13 protein-coding genes and 3 tRNA genes are annotated in these 18722 nt (G+C 33.7%); 5 read left to right on the top strand and 11 right to left on the bottom strand.

Features of this window, described 5'->3' with window-relative positions:
* Positions 1-16: 16 nt before the first annotated feature.
* The 7 genes from PFY09_RS13255 to PFY09_RS13225 all read right to left on the bottom strand — a co-directional run bounded on the left by PFY09_RS13255 (position 17) and on the right by PFY09_RS13225 (position 12361).
* The gene (locus tag PFY09_RS13255; RefSeq protein WP_271160019.1) at positions 17-1531 is read right to left on the bottom strand and encodes a retron St85 family RNA-directed DNA polymerase; all 1515 of its coding nucleotides are present in this window, start codon (positions 1529-1531) and stop codon (positions 17-19) included.
* Between the two features lie 994 nt (positions 1532-2525).
* The gene (locus PFY09_RS13250) at positions 2526-3458 is read right to left on the bottom strand and encodes a hypothetical protein (protein ID WP_271160018.1); all 933 of its coding nucleotides are present in this window, start codon (positions 3456-3458) and stop codon (positions 2526-2528) included.
* Between the two features lie 342 nt (positions 3459-3800).
* Positions 3801-4271, bottom strand: a complete 471-nt coding sequence (locus tag PFY09_RS13245; RefSeq protein WP_271160017.1) for a hypothetical protein — start codon at positions 4269-4271, stop codon at positions 3801-3803.
* 163 nt (positions 4272-4434) lie between these two features.
* Positions 4435-4701 carry a hypothetical protein gene (locus PFY09_RS13240; RefSeq protein WP_271160016.1) on the bottom strand — a complete coding sequence of 89 codons (267 nt, stop codon included), beginning with the start codon at positions 4699-4701 and terminating at the stop codon, positions 4435-4437.
* Between the two features lie 496 nt (positions 4702-5197).
* Positions 5198-6094 carry a hypothetical protein gene (locus tag PFY09_RS13235; RefSeq protein WP_271160015.1) on the bottom strand — a complete coding sequence of 299 codons (897 nt, stop codon included), beginning with the start codon at positions 6092-6094 and terminating at the stop codon, positions 5198-5200.
* An 86-nt stretch (positions 6095-6180) separates the two neighbouring features.
* Complete coding sequence (locus tag PFY09_RS13230) at positions 6181-8355, bottom strand: hypothetical protein (protein ID WP_271160014.1); 2175 nt, start codon at positions 8353-8355, stop codon at positions 6181-6183.
* 76 nt (positions 8356-8431) lie between these two features.
* Entirely contained in the window at positions 8432-12361 is a 3930-nt protein-coding gene (locus PFY09_RS13225) for a hypothetical protein (RefSeq protein ID WP_271160013.1), read from the bottom strand.
* Between the two features lie 715 nt (positions 12362-13076).
* Here PFY09_RS13225 and PFY09_RS13220 point away from each other — a divergent pair.
* Together PFY09_RS13220 and PFY09_RS13210 are read left to right on the top strand one after the other, a co-directional pair.
* Complete coding sequence (locus PFY09_RS13220; protein ID WP_271160012.1) at positions 13077-13280, top strand: hypothetical protein; 204 nt, start codon at positions 13077-13079, stop codon at positions 13278-13280.
* Positions 13280-14602: an ISAon1 family transposase gene (locus PFY09_RS13210; RefSeq protein ID WP_456298843.1), complete on the top strand. Its 1323-nt coding sequence runs from the start codon at positions 13280-13282 to the stop codon at positions 14600-14602. The genes PFY09_RS13220 and PFY09_RS13210 overlap by 1 nt, the downstream gene beginning before the upstream one ends.
* Before the next feature lie 142 nt (positions 14603-14744).
* Here PFY09_RS13210 and PFY09_RS13205 read toward each other — a convergent pair.
* The 3 genes from PFY09_RS13205 to PFY09_RS13195 form a co-directional block, all read right to left on the bottom strand.
* Positions 14745-14828 (bottom strand) — tRNA-Leu (locus tag PFY09_RS13205).
* Positions 14829-14833: 5 nt separating this feature from the next.
* Positions 14834-14909, bottom strand: a tRNA-Gly gene (locus tag PFY09_RS13200).
* Positions 14910-14915: 6 nt separating this feature from the next.
* Positions 14916-14997: transfer RNA gene (locus tag PFY09_RS13195), tRNA-Leu, on the bottom strand.
* A 191-nt stretch (positions 14998-15188) separates the two neighbouring features.
* Here PFY09_RS13195 and PFY09_RS13190 point away from each other — a divergent pair.
* Genes PFY09_RS13190 through PFY09_RS13180 form a run of 3 tightly spaced genes read left to right on the top strand, consistent with a single transcriptional unit; the run spans position 15189 to position 17155 of the window.
* Positions 15189-15566, top strand: a complete 378-nt coding sequence (locus tag PFY09_RS13190) for a DUF3127 domain-containing protein (protein ID WP_108411147.1) — start codon at positions 15189-15191, stop codon at positions 15564-15566.
* A gap of 58 nt (positions 15567-15624) precedes the next feature.
* Positions 15625-16278: a leucyl/phenylalanyl-tRNA--protein transferase gene (gene aat, locus PFY09_RS13185; RefSeq protein ID WP_271160011.1), complete on the top strand. Its 654-nt coding sequence runs from the start codon at positions 15625-15627 to the stop codon at positions 16276-16278.
* Positions 16265-17155: a DMT family transporter gene (locus PFY09_RS13180; protein WP_108411149.1), complete on the top strand. Its 891-nt coding sequence runs from the start codon at positions 16265-16267 to the stop codon at positions 17153-17155. Before aat ends, PFY09_RS13180 begins: the two co-directional genes overlap by 14 nt.
* A 49-nt stretch (positions 17156-17204) precedes the next feature.
* On the opposite strand, the gene PFY09_RS13175 is transcribed toward PFY09_RS13180, so the two are convergent.
* Complete coding sequence (locus tag PFY09_RS13175) at positions 17205-18584, bottom strand: tetratricopeptide repeat protein (RefSeq protein WP_108411150.1); 1380 nt, start codon at positions 18582-18584, stop codon at positions 17205-17207.
* Positions 18585-18722: the final 138 nt, after the last annotated feature.

Below are 18722 nucleotides of genomic sequence, written 5' to 3'. Positions count from 1 at the left end.
TGTGTTTCGGTTCAGATTAAAAGATATTCCACCAATCTGTTTTTTCCTCTTTTGGTGTAACCGCATCTTGTTCCGGTTCTAAAACTTCAGGCAATTCTACCACGTCTGGGATCACTTTTTGAACTTCAACAAAAGGCACTCTGTGTTTTGCTACAATTGTTTTTAATTTTTCTTTAAAAACTGATGCTTTGGAAGGATTTACCATATTAACGAAATTAATATATCCTTCAATAGCATTGATAAGATGATAGGCTTTTCCCCACGTTTGGTTTTGCCATCCATTGATTTCAATATTATGCAGCAATGCCCTGAATTTTCTGAGCTTTGTCCGTTCCACATTCAGCTTTTCGTTAACTACAATTCCTGTTACTTTTTGCTGATGCTTCCGTCTCATAATGTGAAGTTTATCCGGATGAATCGTGAAATTTTCATCTTTAATAATCTTCTTTACAAAGTATAAAAGCCTGTTAATATTCTGTTCTGAATTCTGACCAGCAGAAAAGGTAAGATCGTCTGCGTAACGCGTGTATGCAAATCCGAATTTTTTAGCAAGCCCCTGTAATCTTTTATCTAATTTATAGGCAATACTATTGCTGATTGCCGGACTTGCAGGGGAACCTTGCGGTAAAAACCGCTCTCCTTTGTGAACAAAATATTTAACCCCGTCCAGCAAAACTTCTTCTGTGTTAGCCTGTGTGCAGATCAACGCAAAAACAGTAGATAATTGTTCAGAATATCCGAATTTTGAGAACAGTCCTTTTACCCGTTTATAACTTATTGAAGGAAAAAAATCCTGCAGATCAATATTAATCACAATATCTTTCCCAAGATGGGGTTCTGCATTGGTAACAATTGATTTGTTAGGCGTAAACCCATGAACAACCTCTCCTACTGAGATTCTGTTTAAAATATTTTCTAAAATCCATTGCTGAAATAATTTGAGCTTTGGTTTTGGAGCTGATATTTTTCTCTTCCCTCCCGATTTTTTTGAAACTTCAAAAGTATGGTAGTGTGATTTTTCCGAAACGTTTCTGTTAAAAGCAAGATATCTGATCTGGGAAAGACTAAATCCCGATTTCTGGCTAAAATCTAATATATTTTCGAAAACGGGAAGTGAAAACTGATGCAGTTTTTCCGTATCAGACTGCATTTGATGAAGCCCTTTGGAAACATTTTCGCCCAGATAAATAATCTGCTGCTGCTGCAATTCTTTCCAGCGATCTGCTTTTTCCTGACGTTTTTTTTCGTTTTTCTGCCTGGTTACTTCCCTTTTAGCTTTTGCTTCCTGCATCCGCTTTTTGCGCATTTCGCGAAGCATTGCTTCCTGATTGCCGTATTTCCGGTCTTTCGCAAGTAATTCCTGCAGTTCTTTTTGTAAAACGACCTCTTTTTGGATAAGCTGCTCAGGCAGGGAAGGCGTAGAAGTTTCCTGCCAGAAACCAAGCCTTTTCATTTCTTCTAAAATATAGCTGTCTTTGGAAGAAGCTTTTATACGGTCATAAATTTGTTGCCTGCTCAGGTTTTGTGACATGGTTGTGTTTTTTATAAATAAAAAGCCCTATCGTTTATAGGGCTTGTTTGGATAAACCTTCGTATTTTCCAAGGACTATATCTATCAACTCCCAGAAAATGGTACTAGTGGGTACCTTTATTTTCCCGGAAAATGAACTGAAAAGGTACCCACTAGTACCATTTTCCCCATTAAAGATAGTATGTAGTGCCGTAAGCTAAGCAAATTTACAGTGATGACGAAACATCATCTTTTCTTAAAAAAGAAAGCAAGGATCTATCTTTTTCAAATATATTAAAAATTACAGTTTCACCAAATATTATCTGCATTATTTTATTTTCCCTGAAAATTTTTGATTGTATTTTAAGCGTAATGAAATAAAAAATTGAAGAATAGAAAGTTATTTTTTAGAAAATGAAAAATAATTTCATGTATTAATAAAATTTTGAAAAACTATTATTAAGCTGTGACTATTCCAAAATCTTTTTTTCATTTTCTAATACGTTATAGCTTATCCTCGTAATATAGAATTTTTTTAACAGGAGATTTGAACTGTTCGGGATGTTTTCTAAAGTATGTAAGAATTTTATTCATGTCATATATACAAGTTGAAACATTTCTTTGTTTGTGATTAAATCCTTTTAAGTTAACAAGCGGTCTCTCTTTAACTACATACTCTTCTTGTAACCAATAATACTGTCTGGCGATTTCCCATTGTCCATTAATTCAATCGTCAATTTGCATATCTTCTAAATTATTTCCTTGCCCATGTCATCCAAGATATTTTGTCTTTGGATTCTTGCAAAAAATTTTCTCACCAATAAATTTACAATAAACATCAACTTAATCCCTGAATTTATAGTTAATTAATCATGTGAATGTAATCTTAAAAGACAAAAAAACCATCTCTAAAATTTTAGAGATGGTTTTTCAGAAGTTTTTTAACTCAGAATGCAAAAATTATTCTGGTTTTTTTACCCATAAATGTCAGCCAAGTATTGACTAATTCATAATATTATTTTTTTATCAGTTCAATCCACTCATCACTAGTAGATAAACTTCCTATTCCCTCGATATAATACTTGCCTTTTTCATATTTTATTCTAAATTTTGGTTCTATAGAGACACAATCCATATCATTTCCCGAATAATACAATTTCAAAATATTTTCTTCTTTTACAGAGCTATAAAAACCTTCACATATTATAGGCTCGTGGTATGTATTTTCAGTTAATATTATATTTTTTAGAGTGATTTTAAAATTATATGTAATATTTGCCATTCCTGTTGTCGTTGATTCTGTATTTACAGACGTTGAAAAATTCCCTAGATACAGGACTGGTAGTTCTCGATCTTTATTATGATGTTGTATGAGTGTAATATAATATTGATATTCTTTTTCAGGAATCTTTTTTGTTTCAATTGTTCCTAAATTAATCCATTGCTTATTTTCATAAAGATAAAACTGTGTCATTGCATTTACTTTAACATCAAACTCTTCATCTGTACCACCAATAAATTTAATATATTTTGATGGCAAGTATTCCACTATAATATAATAATCACTTGGATTTAAATATTTTAGGATGTTTTTAGAATCATGTGATCCATCTTCTGGATTTTTATATTTTGAAAAAAAACCTTTTTTGTTATCAACATTCCAAAAATTTTGTTTAATGAGGCTTTTAGATATATAATTCACACTAAAAGAGCCTATTTTTTTATCATAATAGCTATATGAAGGATACAAATTCCCATTAATATCATCATTGACAGAGTAACCATTCTTTTGATATTTTTTATCTAAAAAATCTATTTTTAAACATTGGTCTTTTTTGTCTTTTTCAAAAACTACTTCTCTTACAGCAATACTACTTTTTTGTTCATTTGTTTGTCCTTGACAAATAGTAGCTGTCAATAATAATACAAAAAAAATTATATTTTTCATTATTTTATAGGGTTTCCTTTTATTGTTTCATCAAATTTCGTTTTCATAAATTGTTCAGGGTCAACTCTAGTATTACCGCCATAAAAAATAGCTTCATTATAATATCATTTTTTTGTAATTATTTTTGGACTGAAGTATCCTGCCCAGCCTTTGTGCCAATAAAGAGCACTCCCTAAACAATTATACTTTGCTATTCTTGAACAACGCGTTCCACGATATCTACTATTAGTAACCTGTTTTTTCTCTCTGACATCTCCAACTTTTCCAATTGCTTCTCCACTGTATTGAAAACATAAAACCAACACATCTAGAACACTACCTGCGCTATCTGTAGCTTATTTTTTAATTACATTTTTTTAATATAATATCTTTTATCGGTGTTTCTTGGTAAAAACTGTTATCTTTAAATTCTCTTTTTTTTGTTTTTTTATTATAAAATCCATACCAATAGAAGTTTATTGTATTATCATCAATAATTTTTATGTAAGCAATAGGTTCATCATTCAAATACTCCTTCCAATTGAGGTTACTTCCCATTGATCCTAAATCCTCGGGAATATTTTTAAGTTTATATGCTATTCCTTTTTCAAAATCATCTCTTTTAATTTCAACCATATCAATATAAATTTCATTGAATAGAACTGCTAAAAATGCATTCTTACCTTCTATGCTTAAATTGGCAATTCCATTTTCACAGTTAACTTTCCAATTTCCATCACCAGAATAATTATATGCTTTTTCTATACGTTTTTTTTCTGTTTGCTCATCTTCATCACAAGGATATTTTATATAATTAATTTTTTTATTAATCAAATTTAAGCTGTCAGAAAATAAAATTTTCCTAGTATCGTTTGGGGCTGATAGCTCCCATATTAAATCATTCTTTTTAAGAAACGTCCATTTTTTGTTTTCTGGTATTGGCAGATCCCCCTTGAAATAATAGTAGCCGTCCGTGATGATTTTAAATTCACCATTTTTAGTTGTGTATATATTCTTTATTGTATGATAAAGCTCCTTCTTGAGGATAATAGAAATATAGAGTTTCCTTCGAAATTTTCAAAGAAGGATAACCTCCATCACATTTATCAATTACATTATACTTATTGCCTTTCATCGTTATTCCAAGAAAGGTCTTATCTAAAATAGAATTTTTATTTTCAGAGAAAGGTAATTTTTCTTCTTTTTGATCTTTGCAGTTTATTAACATCATAAATGCAAATACTAAATAAAAGTGATTCTTCATTTTAAAATTGTATTAGTTTTCCTTTTTTATTTAAATTTCTTCTAACTTGTGTTAAGGTATAGCTTCTGTTTGGTTTCCATACTTCATTAGAGTAAAGTTTATCAGATAACAAAATGAATTTAAAATCACCCTCTGCACCTCTCTTTGTTGCTACGTCCCAAAATCTATACTTTAAAATGTTTTGATCCCAAAATCTTCCAACTATTATTACATAATGATCACTAGTATTAGTTGATTCATTGTATCCATAGTTTAAAGTATGATCAACTCCCACCATTATAGGATAACCTGCTTCATTTTCCTAAAAGGAAAATACTTATCTCCAACAACTTAAGGTAAGAAATCCATCTCTAAAATTTTAGAGATGGATTTTGCAAGTTTATTTTTAACTTAAAATAAAAAACTATTCAGATTTTTAAACCTTAACTGTAGCAACAATATTATTATTGATTACGATGCTTCTATAACTTATTCTTGATATTCAATTCCAAAAACACTATTTTTTATAAATTTCATAACCATTTTTTTTCGGTTTTGTAAGAACATCCACATCAATCCATTCTGACTGAATATAATATTTCCCATTTTCTTCTGTAATAATAAATTCAGGATTCATATTTTCACCAAGGGAAAGACCATCTATATTTTTTTTATAATTTAAAACTAGTTTATTATCTTTCTCTACTGCATTTAGTTCATCCATAAAACCTATTTGATAGCCATTCCCTGATGCGGTTATAGTTGCTTTATTCACATTTATTTCTAAATCCCAGCCAGCATTTACTCCTCCAATTTTTCCATAATTAAACCTTGCTTTATAAATACCTAACCATTTTTTTGAAATTGATTTTGTTGCATTTAGATTTTTAAAAAGAGAGTTCAAGATCATTTCATTATTAACTTCGAAAACATTTGAAAGAATAGCCAATGAATCTCTCTTACCCTTTTCCTTGATTATATTTCCATCATTATCATATTCATAATACTCTATTTTGTACTGAACATTTGTGATTTTGTCTTTATTAATCTTTGATATTCGTAAATACTCCCCTTCATTTATTACTTTTTCAAACAAGACTAAACCATCAGTATTTTTTATATTTGTTAAAAGTAAGGATTGATAAAGAACATCATTTTCGTAAGAAAAAGAAATTAAATAAGTTGGATAATTAATTCCAGATATTTCTAAATCTTTATATTTTTTAATATCAATAAGATGATGATTGTTTTTAACTTGATCAAAAACAACATAACTTGGATGATCGTCTTTAGAAAAACAATTAAAAAATAAATTTACTATTTTTTCCTTGTTTACATTTAATTTTTCTTGAATCATAGATGAATCTATTTTATTAACTACAATTATTGTATCAGATAATGATTTATGATTCATTCTAATATGCCGGTATTTTTCAAAATCTTTGCATGAAGCAAGACAGTAGAAAAAAATAAAAAAAATGTAATATAAGTTCGTTATTCTCATTGCTGAATTTCTTTTAATTTTGGTCTGAATGATTGTACGTGCAAATGGTGATAATGATCATCATATTGAATACAGTGTCTTAATAATCGACCGTTAAACTGCCACGAAAGCATGCTTTTCCAGCCAAATTTATATAAAGCATCATTAAATTGATTTTGTCTTATCTCGTCCAAGCCTTTCCAACCGCATGGATCACCTGTTTCTGACGAAAAAGATAAGTGGATGTTTTGACCCGATTTATCTTTTCTTAAGTATCTTAAATCACCATTCATGCCATTTTTATGAGATTCGCTTCCTCCTATTGATCTACCTTCGGAATCACTAAATCCATTAAACATAAAGTCATCAAAGCCACAATCTAACATTGCGCCAATTAAAGCTGCTAATGTTACATCATTCATGAAAAATCTATTTGTTTTAGGGTTCATTTTTAAAGTAAATTTAGTAATTCCATTGTTATAGTTCTTTAAATGTCTTATATCTACTAAATAAACAGAATTGCCTTTAATTCGATCTTTGTATTTGGTTCCATATTTATTGGAAATTTTCTTTAATGTTTGCTTTCCGATATTATGCATAACGCCTTTCTCATCATGATAAAAGTATTCTGCAATTCTTCTTTTCTCATTCTTTATTTTGTATTGAATCTCACCTCCATTACTGAAAATATGGAATTCAATATCTGCATCTGAGATAACTTTTGTATCACTTGAATTTGTGTTTGGTTGTTTGTTTTTAAAATTTTCTTTACTTTCTAATCCCTCCTTTCTTGCTAAAATTGCTCTTGCCGCAATCTCTTTTTTCGTAATTCCGTTTTTACCATCGGTATCAACACTTTTGTTTGCCTCATAATAATCTGAGTCTTCTGTATATAACGTTGTATTATCACTCGCCCCAAAATAGTTTGGAGCAAAAACTAAAACATAAAGATCAGAAATAGAAATTTTATTTGTTATACTTTTTATTTTTCTCCATAGTTCAATATACTTTTCAACATAATCTAACTGTTCTAATTGAGTCATCAGTGCTAATTTTCTTTTTGTCAAAGACAAATTATAGTTCTTGTTTAAAGAACTTATTGCAACTGGCGTAAATTGAATAAGCCCAACAGCACCGGTAAAGTTTTCTGGTAATTGCATGATTTCAGACCGTGTTAAACCTCGATAGTCTTTTTTAAATCTGCCGTCTTTACGCTTTTCCTTGGTTGGTTTTAACTCAATTTTTGACGAAGAGAATGTTCCAGAAGTTTCTACTTTCATTACAGCCATTAAATCATTTGGATCAAAATTTTGTCTTTTACTTATTTCTACTACTTTATCACAAAACTCAGATGTAACTTTATTGCTCCAAATTAAAGAGGGTGTAGAATTTTTTTCTTCTTCTTTCTTAGATTTCTCCTCTACATTTTCTACAGGTTTTTCTTCTATTTGGTTTTCCTCCTGTTCTGCATTTTCTGTTTTCTCAAAATTAGCAAAATCTACCATTACTTTTTCACTGGGACCAAAGAAATGAGCATATACTTTTATTTTTTTTGGCTCATTGTGAAAAGTACAATCCATGATATTAGATCCATTCTTGGTCGTTTCATTATGGTTTTTGAAACGGATAATTTCTCCATCATCATAGCGGTATGACCATTTTACTGATAAGAGTTCTACATTGTGTAATTTTTGGTTGGGTAGTGCAGTAAAGTAATATCTTTCACCGGGTTTTACCTCCGTTTGCAGCTTTCCATCTTTATCAAAAGGACCTTCCACTTTGGCTACTCTTCGGCTGTTGTTCCAAAAAAGATTGAAATAAGCATCACCTACTTTATCCAATATTCCTTCTTTTTGCCATGAGAGCAGGTTTTTAACAAATCTAAATCTCTGTCTTTTGGTGTGTACTATTTTATCTTCTTTGTAGTCGTACAGTTGTGCATATATTTCTATGTGCTCGCTGAGATTGGGCAGGAACAAAGCAAACGGGTTGTTTTTGGCCGGATTTTCAGGAGCTAAAATAACATCCTGCATAAAATAGCTTTTCAATTGATCATAGAACTTTCCGTTGATGCGTAATATAATGCGGTATCTACCTGGATCAAAGTTTTGTCTGGCTACAAACACTCTTTGGGAAACTAGATTTCCGGGAGTTGTTTTTATTTCTATAGCGGTTATGGTTGCTGGTTTCATTTATAATTGTTTTTTGGCTTTTGGCTTTGGCGGTTAGCAAAAGCCAACCGCCAGTTGCCAAAGGCAGATTAAACACTTAGATTTTTTTCACAACAAGGTTTACTTCTGTGGTTGCATTTTCTTTTACTTCAACCACTCTTGTTACCTTCCCTTCCAGAACATCAAACTGATTATCAAAATCATCATTCTCATCCAGACAGATTTCATACTTACCCACCGGAATATTTTCCAGCCAGAAATCTCCTTTATCATTAGGATTGGTAAAATCTACAGGTGATTTATCCTTATTTTTAAGCATAATTTCCGGTGCAAAGCCTTTCAATCCTTCAATGTGTCCTGCTACAGAACCAACTTTTAGAGATTCGGTTTCGCCTCCCATTTGTGCATCGGTAGGTACAATCTGAGAAGATTGTGGTACTTTGGTAGGATCTTCATAATCTGAAAGATTATCGTCAAAAGGAAGAGCCTTGGTTACATTTAAACCAATAGACTGTGCCTGAAGTAGAGTAAGGGCTGTCGGTAAACGTGTTGCCCAAGCTTTACCGTATTTCTCTCCTTCTGTTTTACGCATCTCATCTACAATAGATAAGAATAATGGATCATCAATTACCGGAACTTCACCACCATTCCAGATCTGTCCTGTAGCAAGATAATGTCTTACAGCCTCTTCAAATCCTGGTCTCACGGTAACAATTACCCTTGCCATTCCGGATTGCATAAAGGCACGGAAAGTAGGATCATTATCATCAAACTGATACATTTTATCCCAGTTATTTCTATTCCCCCAGTAGTAAGGATAGAAATAATAACTCATGATTTCCCATTCAAAAGCCTGTTCCATAAACTTCACAAAAGAAGCATACTGATCGAGTGTTGAATCCAGTTTCACTTCCGTATTCAGGAAACTTTCTTCTGCATTATCTGTTTTATAATACTTGTTTTTACCGAAAGTAAGTGCTGTCGAAGGATTTTGGTCAATCATATAAGAAATACAGTTTCTTCGTAGAATTGTATTCTCAATTTGTCTGTAGAATCCTGGATTTGAACCTTTTATTTCTACTCCTTGAGCTTGTACTGCTGCCAGATCCTGGTCGTATTTTGCTTTTGCTTTTTCGTATGCTGCAATAATTTTGTTGAATAATGCCTGTTTTTGTTTTATCTTTTCATCGTCTGTTAACTTAAGTAAAATTTTAACCGCTAAACTCCCGGAAAGATGTCCTAATGCTGAATAAGAAATAGGTACGGTCTTTCTGAATCCTGAGATATCTTTAGGACTAGCATTTTTGAAAACCCTTTGATCTCCAACAACAATTTTTATTGTATCATTAAATGGATCATCCCAACTTTCTTCAAATCCGGCTGTTACTGAAACTGTTTCATACCCTTCTTCTATTTCTAATTCGAAACTCTCACCATATCTCTCATAATTATTAGCAATAACTTCATTTGCTTTAAATGCAAATGACTTTCCTGTATAGGTAAAATCCGGTTTGATCTCGTCATCAACAATTACATTGTATTTGCTTAACCAATATTTCAATGCAACACTATCATTTAGAGAAGTAAAGTCTTTAAGCTGATGAACAGCAGACTCTCGAGGATCAATAGGTTTTACCAGCATATTTTCTGCATTTTTTGAAATTTTCATTCCAAGACTGTGAAGCTTAGCCGGTTCGGGAATCATAAATTCAAACATCATTCTCTTACCGTAATTGTAGATCTGGTTTTTGTAAACCTTATCTACCCAACGATAAACTCCTACCACATGCTTATCACCTTTTCTGTTATCAAACTCATGAATGTTGGTTTCTTCAAATTCTTCAATCATTTTTTCAGTACGTTCTTTATGCACTTTGGTTACGACTCTGTCTGTGGCTTTCTGAGTAATTTCCTTTGCCTGGGTCATTGCTTGTCTCACATTTTCTTCTTTTGAATTGTGAGTGGAGAATCCTCCGGCAACACCATAATTGATAGATCCGCTTGGATAAGTATTTTCTCCGTTTACATAGGCTGAAACATTGGCGTCTTTTACATCCTGTATAGCTTTGGAGATTTCATTCTGCAATTCAAAACGATCGGTAGAAGATGTATCACGCAATTGTTCTTTTTCGGTATCAGAAGATTCCATTGTCGTGATCTCACTTTTTGAAGTTTTTTTTGTAGACTTCTCTCGACGTTCTCTTGCCATTACGTTTTCAATATGAGCAACTTCTCCTTCAATATATCCCTGTAATGATTGTTCTACCTTAAGATAATCAGCAACCCCAATATTTTTCATTCCAAATCCTGAAGGAATAAATGCGCCGGAATTTACAGGAGTAACGGTAGGTGTTGTCGGGTTTTCTGGATTCTCAGGTTCTACAGGTTTTTGTACCGGTGTAAATACTGCGCTTCCTTTGAAAACTCCCTGTTTTAGAATTCTATCGATTTCTGACGAATCTCTGGTGAGCGTTACGCTGAGCGAATAGGTTTTTCCATCATCTAATACCACTTCCCCTTGTAAAACAAATCCTGATGTATTTGCCGTTTGAGATGCTGGAATTGTTGTTCCATTATAGAAAAGGGCATTAACACCGTTTACCATTGAAAAAACGTTTGTTGACTGGATATCTGTACCGTTAATTGTTACTTTGTAGGATCCGGAAACAATATTATGGGTATAATTTTCTACTGTCAGCATAATAAACCAATCAGAATTTCCTCGGTTATATGTTTTTACGCTATAAGGAATAGATCCGTTTGTGTTAAGAGAATTATTTACCGGAACAACAACACCCCCTACGGATGTAGAAACCTGAGGAGTAACAATAGTATTGTTAAGAACCTGCTGTTGAAGATTTTGATTATTTTGAGAAATAATTTCGTTGAGATCGTTAAAAGTTGTGATTCCGGACATTTCTGAAGCAAAAGAAGCTGTCCCGAAAATCTTAGCTAAAGTTGATGCATTTTCTTGGTTTAAATTTCTCACCAAAGTATCTACAGATATTTCCGGGCGGAATTCAAACTTAAATTCCGGCAATTCCGGCAAGGAAACATACAAAGTTGACAATTCTTCGTTTAAGGCTCTTAATTCTTCTTGAGCTCGCTCGTCTTTAATAAAAAAGTCAGGTCTGGCAATACTGAATTTTGTAAGATACTGAATTCTTCCTTCCAGATACTTCTTTCTGTTTTCAGCAGCAGAAATTCTGTTCTGATATTCTTTTTGAATCGGGTTTATTTCTGCCTGGTAGCTATCATACGCTCTTTGATAATTTTCCTGATATTCATTAAGATAAGCTCTTTCCTGCCTATTTAAAGCTTCTGAAAGCTTTTGGTTTTCCATCAGTCGCATTTTAGCTTCTGCAAACTTCATATTCTTATCATTATAGGCTACTTTTGGAGCCGCAACAACAGGCTGATCTGCCATTCTTGAAGTTCCTGAAGTAGTTGATGATACAGCACTATTTACTTTGAAGAGTTCTTTAGGAAGGACTACTTTTGCTTTGATGACATCATTATATACATCTTCAACTCCATCGGTGTAAACAGAGAGAATATGATTAAGATGCAAAAAATGAACTAGTGTTTCTTTTGCATAGAAATCTTTCTGGGTAACCACCTGATAAACTAAATTATCCCAAAGCCCTGAATATATTGCAAGCATTGATGTATTAGTTGTTACCAAATAGTTTCTATATTCCTTGATTTTAGCATCAAATTCTGCCTTAGATGCAGTTGCTTTATTTCTCGCTACCCACACTGCCAGATCATAAAATACAGTATCTTTTGCTTTTAAGGTTTGTTCTGTTTCTACAGTTAACGGAAGAGAAGATGGATCTTCACAAAGTTTTTGCAAGGAAGTAGATGCGTTCAGCTTTTGGTCAAATACTCCTTTCTGAGTATCTTTTCTAAAGATAAATCTTCTTTCCAAATTTTTAGGATCAGATAACTCCGCATTTCTACTGGTCGCGAATCTAAAAAGCGTCTGCGATGCGTTATTATTAGTATTTAAATTGTTTGTCGACATTTTTTTGTAAATTTGTTTTGGTTTTATAAAGGTTAAGATTTGAAGCTTCTTTTTAGTAGAATTACTTCAGGTTTTAGCCTTATTTTTTTAGGTGGTCTTCAGGCTAAGATATGTCCACCCTGAGTTTTAAAGTCGATTTTCATTTCTGTTTTATTTTTATACTGCAAATATCCATCTGGAAAGCGACAAAACTCGTCGTATTAAATTCGTTTTCAGATATTTTTGAGAAAATTTTGCAGTTTTCTGATAATCAGCAGAAAAAATTCATGAGATGTTATAGCTGATCTTTCGGCTTTTCAATGTAAAGGATCAGCATCCATAGAATGCCAGAAAAACCATTTTTTTCCAAAAGAGTTTTGCCTAAATCTGCTGTACAGTCTGATTTTGATTTAGATATAATTTTTGTGACAATAAAAGTATAAGAAAGACTTTAAAAGAAAATAAGTTTTATGTTTTGGCTTAAAAGTAATGTTCGCCTCTAGTATTTTCTGAAAGTATTGAATTCTAAAATAAATTTTTCATTCGCACTTCCTCATACTGTTTGTTTCTTCAAAACGCTTGTCATTGATTGTTCCTTTGCTCAAAATTTATTCATTCATCAACCTGTCCTAAAATCAGCTATTTTAATCGAATTAGTATTTCAAATGAAAAAACTAAACTTTATTGCCAAAGACATCAAAGCTTTAATTTTATAATTTATCTGGAAATAGAAGTTTTGATAAGAAAGTTAATAGATTTTTTTGGTGCAGATACTTACAATAAAATCTACTATGATTATGATCTTAGAAAAGGAATGGGTATTGAAAGTAAATATATTAGAGAATGGAATTATGAAGATCTTTTCTTTAAGTTTGAGAAAAACATAACGGATCAGGCTCAAAAGTTGGGGGGAATGTTAAGTAGTTTTATCTTTGCCTAATGCTAAGCGAACAAGAACTTCTTAAATTGTTACTTCCTGAATTTTTAGTTGAACACTTTGATATCCTCAAAGCAGAAACTCATGATGCAGAACTTCATCTTTATTTTGAAGAAAAAAGCAGTATTCCTCATGAATTTAAAGAAAGACAGCTGGAATCGAAGGGCTTTTTACCTGAAATCATTATAGATGATTATCCATTACGGGGTAAAATCGTAAAACTTCATGTGAAAAGAAGAAGATGGACTGATAAATCCTCTGGTGAAATCCTTCAAAGAGACTGGCAGCTGGTAGCGAAAGGAACACGCATGACAAAGGATTTAGCAGGCTTCTTAAAAAAATTAGCCGACACTAAAGCTCTTCCCCTAAAAGTCATAGCAGAATTTTTCGGGATCAAAGGCAAGACCTTTCAGAGGCAATACAAGAATAAACTCAGCGGGTATCATAGCTGGGAACAGAAACGACACGCAGAAGACTGGATCATTTACCCTGAAAATCTCTCATCATCTTTATCCTTAGATGAAGTGGCACTCTCTGACGGAGAACTCTACACGCTGCTTACCTCCAAGACTGCACGAGGCAGGAAAGGAAGCATTGTTGCCATCATAAAAGGTACCCGAAGTGATTTTGTCATCACACATCTTTTAAAGATCAGCAGAAAACTTCGGATGAAGGTAAATGAAATTACTTTGGATATGGCGGGTTCCATGAAGCGTATTGCCCAACGCTGCTTCCCTGGTGCAACACCGGTAATTGACCGCTTTCATGTTCAGAAGCTGGCTACAGAAGCCCTTCAGGAAATCAGGATCAGACATCGTTGGGATGCTATTGAAATGGAAAATACGGTAACGCAAGGACTGGGGGAAGAAAAAAACTCAGGCACAGAAATATTTGAAAACGGTGATTCACGCAAACAGCTTTTAGCAAGAAGCTTGTATTTGCTTTATAAAAGCCGTGAAAAATGGACACTTTCCCAAAAACAAAGAGCTGCTATTCTTTTTGCTCAGTATCCCGATTTGGAGAAAGCATATCAATTGACCGATGGACTGCGAAAGATTTATAATCAGAATATTCCAAAATCATTGGCGATGACTAAACTGGCGCATTGGTTCAAAGAGGTGGAAGAAGCAGATTTTAAATCTTTTTCTATCTTAAGAAAAACAATAATGAATAATTACAGGGATATTTTAAACTATTTTCATCAAAGAAGCACCAATGCCGCTGCGGAATCCTTCAATGCCAAAATAAAAAGCTTCAGAATGCAGCTGCGGGGAGTAAAAGACAGAACTTTCTTTCTATTCAGATTAACTAAACTTTTTGCATAGCCCCCAACTTTTGCGATTGATCCAACATAACGATGGACAGCAATGTTTACTGTTAGATATTATACCTCAAAATAAATATCCAACCTTTTGACCACCCTAAAAAGAAAAAACCTCTGAAATCAAAAAACTTCAGAGGTTTTAGTACCCCAGGCGGGACTTGAACCCGCACGCCAAAAGAGGCACAGGATTTTAAGTCCTGCGTGTCTACCAGTTCCACCACCAGGGCAGGCGTGGAGCGAAAAACGGGATTCGAACCCGCGACCCCAACCTTGGCAAGGTTGTGCTCTACCAGCTGAGCTATTTTCGCATACTGTGCGGATGAAGGGACTCGAACCCCCACGCCTCTCGGCACCAGATCCTAAGTCTGGCGTGGCTACCAATTACACCACATCCGCGTTGTTTATTAAAGAAAACTTATTTTTAAAAGAACTTGTTTCGTTTTGTCGTTTTCAGTGGTGCAAAGATAGGATAAATTCTTTTACCTCCAAACTTTTCAGGAAAAAAAATTAAAATTTTTACATTTTTTTTTTCACGTAGCCTTTATTACGATTGATTTTCTTACTTTTACAGCGTTAATTAATATGATATGGAATTACAAGGAACGGTAAAGAAAATATTTGATGCTCAGACTTTTGCGAGCGGTTTCCAAAAGAGAGAAATGGTGATTCTGACGCAGGAGCAGTATCCACAACCGATAAACATAGAATTTTTGTCTGATAAGATCAGTTTATTGGATAATTTAAGAGAAGGAGAGAATGTGAAAGTAGGAATCAACATCAGAGGAAGAGAGTGGGTTTCTCCACAAGGAGAAACGAAATACTTCAATTCCATTACAGGATGGAGAGTAGAAAAAGTTTTTGAAAACGCTTCAGAACCTACACAGGCAGCACCATCTCAGTCTGCATCTCCGGTTTCTAACGAGAATCCTTTCGCAGATGACGATGACGACGATCTGCCTTTCTAATTAAGAGATAACACTGAAAATACAAATCCTGCTTTATCAAGTGGGATTTTTTTTGAAAATGGTTCGATTAGACGAAAACGAAATTTCATTTCCCGATCCGCAGGTTTATGACGGACACGAGGGAGTTATCGCTTTTGGAGGAGATCTTTCAATAGACAGGGTATGGTTTGCTTATCAGCTGGGAATTTTTCCATGGTATAATCCCGATGAGGAAATTCTCTGGTGGTGTCCTGATCCAAGATTTGTAATGTTCCCGAAAGAGATTAAGGTTTCAAAGTCGATGAGAAAAATTCTCAACAGGAATATTTTTACTTTTTCGGAAAACAAAAATTTCAGAGAGGTTATCAGAAACTGTCAGGAAATTAGCAGGAAAGGACAGACCGGAACGTGGCTTTCGGACGAGTTGATGGACGTTTTCATCAAACTTCATGATTACGGACTGGCAAAAAGCATTGAAGTATGGCAGGATGAAGAATTGGTTGGTGGTTTTTATGGTTTACAGATTGGGAATGTTTTCTGCGGCGAAAGCATGTTTGCCAAAGTGAGCAATGCTTCCAAAGCCGGATTTATTTATTTTGCCAAAAAATATCAAAACAGCCTTGAACTTATCGATTGTCAGTCTCACACAGACCACCTTGAAAGTCTGGGAGCAAGAATGATTCCCAAAAAGGATTTTTTAAAAATTTTATACAAAAATAATGAACGCAGATAAAGAAAAATGGATCCTCCTGATTGTACTCAGTATTATTTGGGGATCGTCATTTATTCTGATCAAAAAATCTTTAGAGCATTTCAGTCCTTATCAGGTGGGCGCTTTACGAGTACTCATTGCAGGAATTATTCTGATGCCTGTTGCAATTTCAAAATACAAGCTGTTTCCCAAGAAACATTTGAAATGGCTGCTTTTGGCGGCTTTCACGGGCAACTTTTTCCCGATGTTTCTGTTTCCGATTGCTGAAACAGAAGTAAGCAGCAGCATTGCGGGAATCATCAACTCAATGATGCCCATTTTTGTAATTATTGTGGGCGCTTTGATCTGGAAGTTTGAAACAACAAAAAAACAGCTTATCGGGACTTTAATAAGTTTCAGCGGAGTCTGTTTACTGGCTTTTGGCGGAGACGGAGAAGACGGAAAATTTAAACTGATTCCTATTTTGCTGCTTCTGCTTGCGACTTTTTGCTACGCTTTGAGCACAACAACGGTTAAATCCAAGCTTATGGATGTTTCTTCTACCGTTTTATCAGCTTTTGTGTTTGGATTTGTTTTATTTTTTCCTTCCTTAATTGCTTTATCTTTTACAGGATTTTTTTCGACATTCAGTTTTGATGAAAGCAATCTGACCGGACTTTTTTTTGTAAGTCTTCTATCAATTTTCGGAACCGGATTAGCTATGATGATGAATTACCGCCTGTTAAAAGTTTCAACGCCATTATTTGCATCAACGGTAACTTTACTGATGCCGATTGTCGCGATTATCTGGGGAATCCTGGATGGGGAAAAGCTTTCTGCTTTACAGTTTGTGGGTGCGAGTATCATTATTGCCGGACTTATTTTTTTAAGGACAAAAACAAATATGATCAAAAAATAAATCCTGCATTGCTGCAGGATTTTTATTTCGTCATCAAAAAATCAAATGACTAATTTTTCTTTTTAACTTTTGCCTTTACTTTTTTAACCTCATCCTTAATGAAAGGATATTTTTTCTGCATATCCGTTACTAATGAAGGATCAAGTTCTAATGCATTATGAAGGGATTCAACGCCTTTTTCCTGTTCTTTAAGGTTGAGATAGCAATTGCTGAGCTGATAATACAATTCTGCTCTGTTATGCGATTTTAAAGCCTCTTTTAAAACAATAATCGCTTCTTCATATTCTCCCAGAAGCATCAAAACCTCCGAATAAGCGTACCAGTTGTAAAATCTTGAAGGTTCTACATCCACCAGCTTTTTCAGGCAGGAAAGGCTTTCTTCAAACTTTCCGGAATCGATGAAGAGAAAAGCCAATCTTTTCTGGTAATCAAGGTTATTTTCGTTAAGATAAGTCGCTTCTCTTGCAAAATGCAATGCTTCCGTCATTCCGCCCATCTCTTCGTAAAGATACGATTGTTCCATCATGGCAAGATAAAACTGAGGATCTTCTCTTAACGATTTCTGAAAAAAGTTTAAGGCAACAATAGGCTGCTTTAAAGCTTTATAACACAATCCGATTTTATAGAAGGTAAACGCTTTGGTATATTCCAGTTCCAGCATTTCTTCGTAAACTTCGATTGCTTTTTTATACTGTCCTAAAGCTTCATAACATGCCGCTTTATTGGCATAAACTCCTACAGAGTTGGAATTGATCGCCAATAAATAATCGTATCCTTTTATCGCTTCTTCGTAGTTTTTCCTGTTGAAGTAGAACTGTCCGTATTCGAACCATGCTACTTCAGAATAGGCAAACTCGTCCAGATATTCATTCAGAAAGGCAATTGCCTCTTCGCTCTTATTAAGATCCGCAAAGCACACCATACAGTTTTCCAGCGAATATTCATCCGTAGGATCTTCTTTCAGTGCTTTCCTGTAATGTTTAAGAGCGTTAAAGGGGTCTCCTAAATTCACATATTCGTCTGCAATAAAGTTGTGAAGGAAATTTTCTTCTTCCTTCAGCTCCAGTGCTTTTTTACAAATTTCTATAGATTTTTTAGGATTTCCCAGATTCGAATAATACTTTGCGTAGCATACCAAAAAGTCAGTATTTTCCATTGAAGAACCTTTCAGCTCATCGATAAGATCTTTCGCCGCATTATAATCTTCCCATTCCAAAAGAACTTCAAGTTTTTTAATCTTAATGTCCAAAGAATTGGGATGAAGCTTTAAACCGTAATTCACTGCCATATCGGCGTAATTAAAGTCTCCCAGCTCCAGGTAATAAACAATGATGTCTTCCAATTCTTCTGTATCAAAGTAGAATTCATCATTATTTTCCATCATTTCTTCGAACTTCTTCACAAGTTCATTTCCAAAATACTCTTCCAATACTCACATCCTTCGTCGGCCAATGTCTGAATCTACTTGCAAACCTCGACAAACTTTTTAAATTAATATTACTTCTGAAATTTATGATTCAAAATGTATGCAAAGTTGCGAAATTTTTTTGACATTTATTTTCGTAAA

The sequence above is a fragment of the Chryseobacterium gambrini genome, assembly GCF_027920505.1.
Classification (GTDB): domain Bacteria; phylum Bacteroidota; class Bacteroidia; order Flavobacteriales; family Weeksellaceae; genus Chryseobacterium; species Chryseobacterium gambrini.
The sequence above is the reverse complement of the archived record's forward strand: the minus strand, read 5'-3'. Positions and strand labels throughout refer to the sequence as shown.

Excerpts from the sequence above, each read along its gene's own strand:
- PFY09_RS13180 (WP_108411149.1), top strand. The coding sequence starts at position 16,265 with ATGAACGCAGATAAAGAAAAATGGATCCTCCTGATTGTACTCAGTATT.
- PFY09_RS13240 (WP_271160016.1), bottom strand. The coding sequence starts at position 4,701 with ATGAAGAATCACTTTTATTTAGTATTTGCATTTATGATGTTAATAAAC.
- PFY09_RS13230 (WP_271160014.1), bottom strand. The coding sequence starts at position 8,355 with ATGAAACCAGCAACCATAACCGCTATAGAAATAAAAACAACTCCCGGA.
- PFY09_RS13250 (WP_271160018.1), bottom strand. The coding sequence starts at position 3,458 with ATGAAAAATATAATTTTTTTTGTATTATTATTGACAGCTACTATTTGT.
- aat (WP_271160011.1), top strand. The coding sequence starts at position 15,625 with ATGGTTCGATTAGACGAAAACGAAATTTCATTTCCCGATCCGCAGGTT.
- PFY09_RS13210 (WP_456298843.1), top strand. The coding sequence starts at position 13,280 with ATGCTAAGCGAACAAGAACTTCTTAAATTGTTACTTCCTGAATTTTTA.
- PFY09_RS13225 (WP_271160013.1), bottom strand. The coding sequence starts at position 12,361 with ATGTCGACAAACAATTTAAATACTAATAATAACGCATCGCAGACGCTT.
- PFY09_RS13190 (WP_108411147.1), top strand. The coding sequence starts at position 15,189 with ATGGAATTACAAGGAACGGTAAAGAAAATATTTGATGCTCAGACTTTT.
- PFY09_RS13235 (WP_271160015.1), bottom strand. The coding sequence starts at position 6,094 with ATGAATCATAAATCATTATCTGATACAATAATTGTAGTTAATAAAATA.
- PFY09_RS13255 (WP_271160019.1), bottom strand. The coding sequence starts at position 1,531 with ATGTCACAAAACCTGAGCAGGCAACAAATTTATGACCGTATAAAAGCT.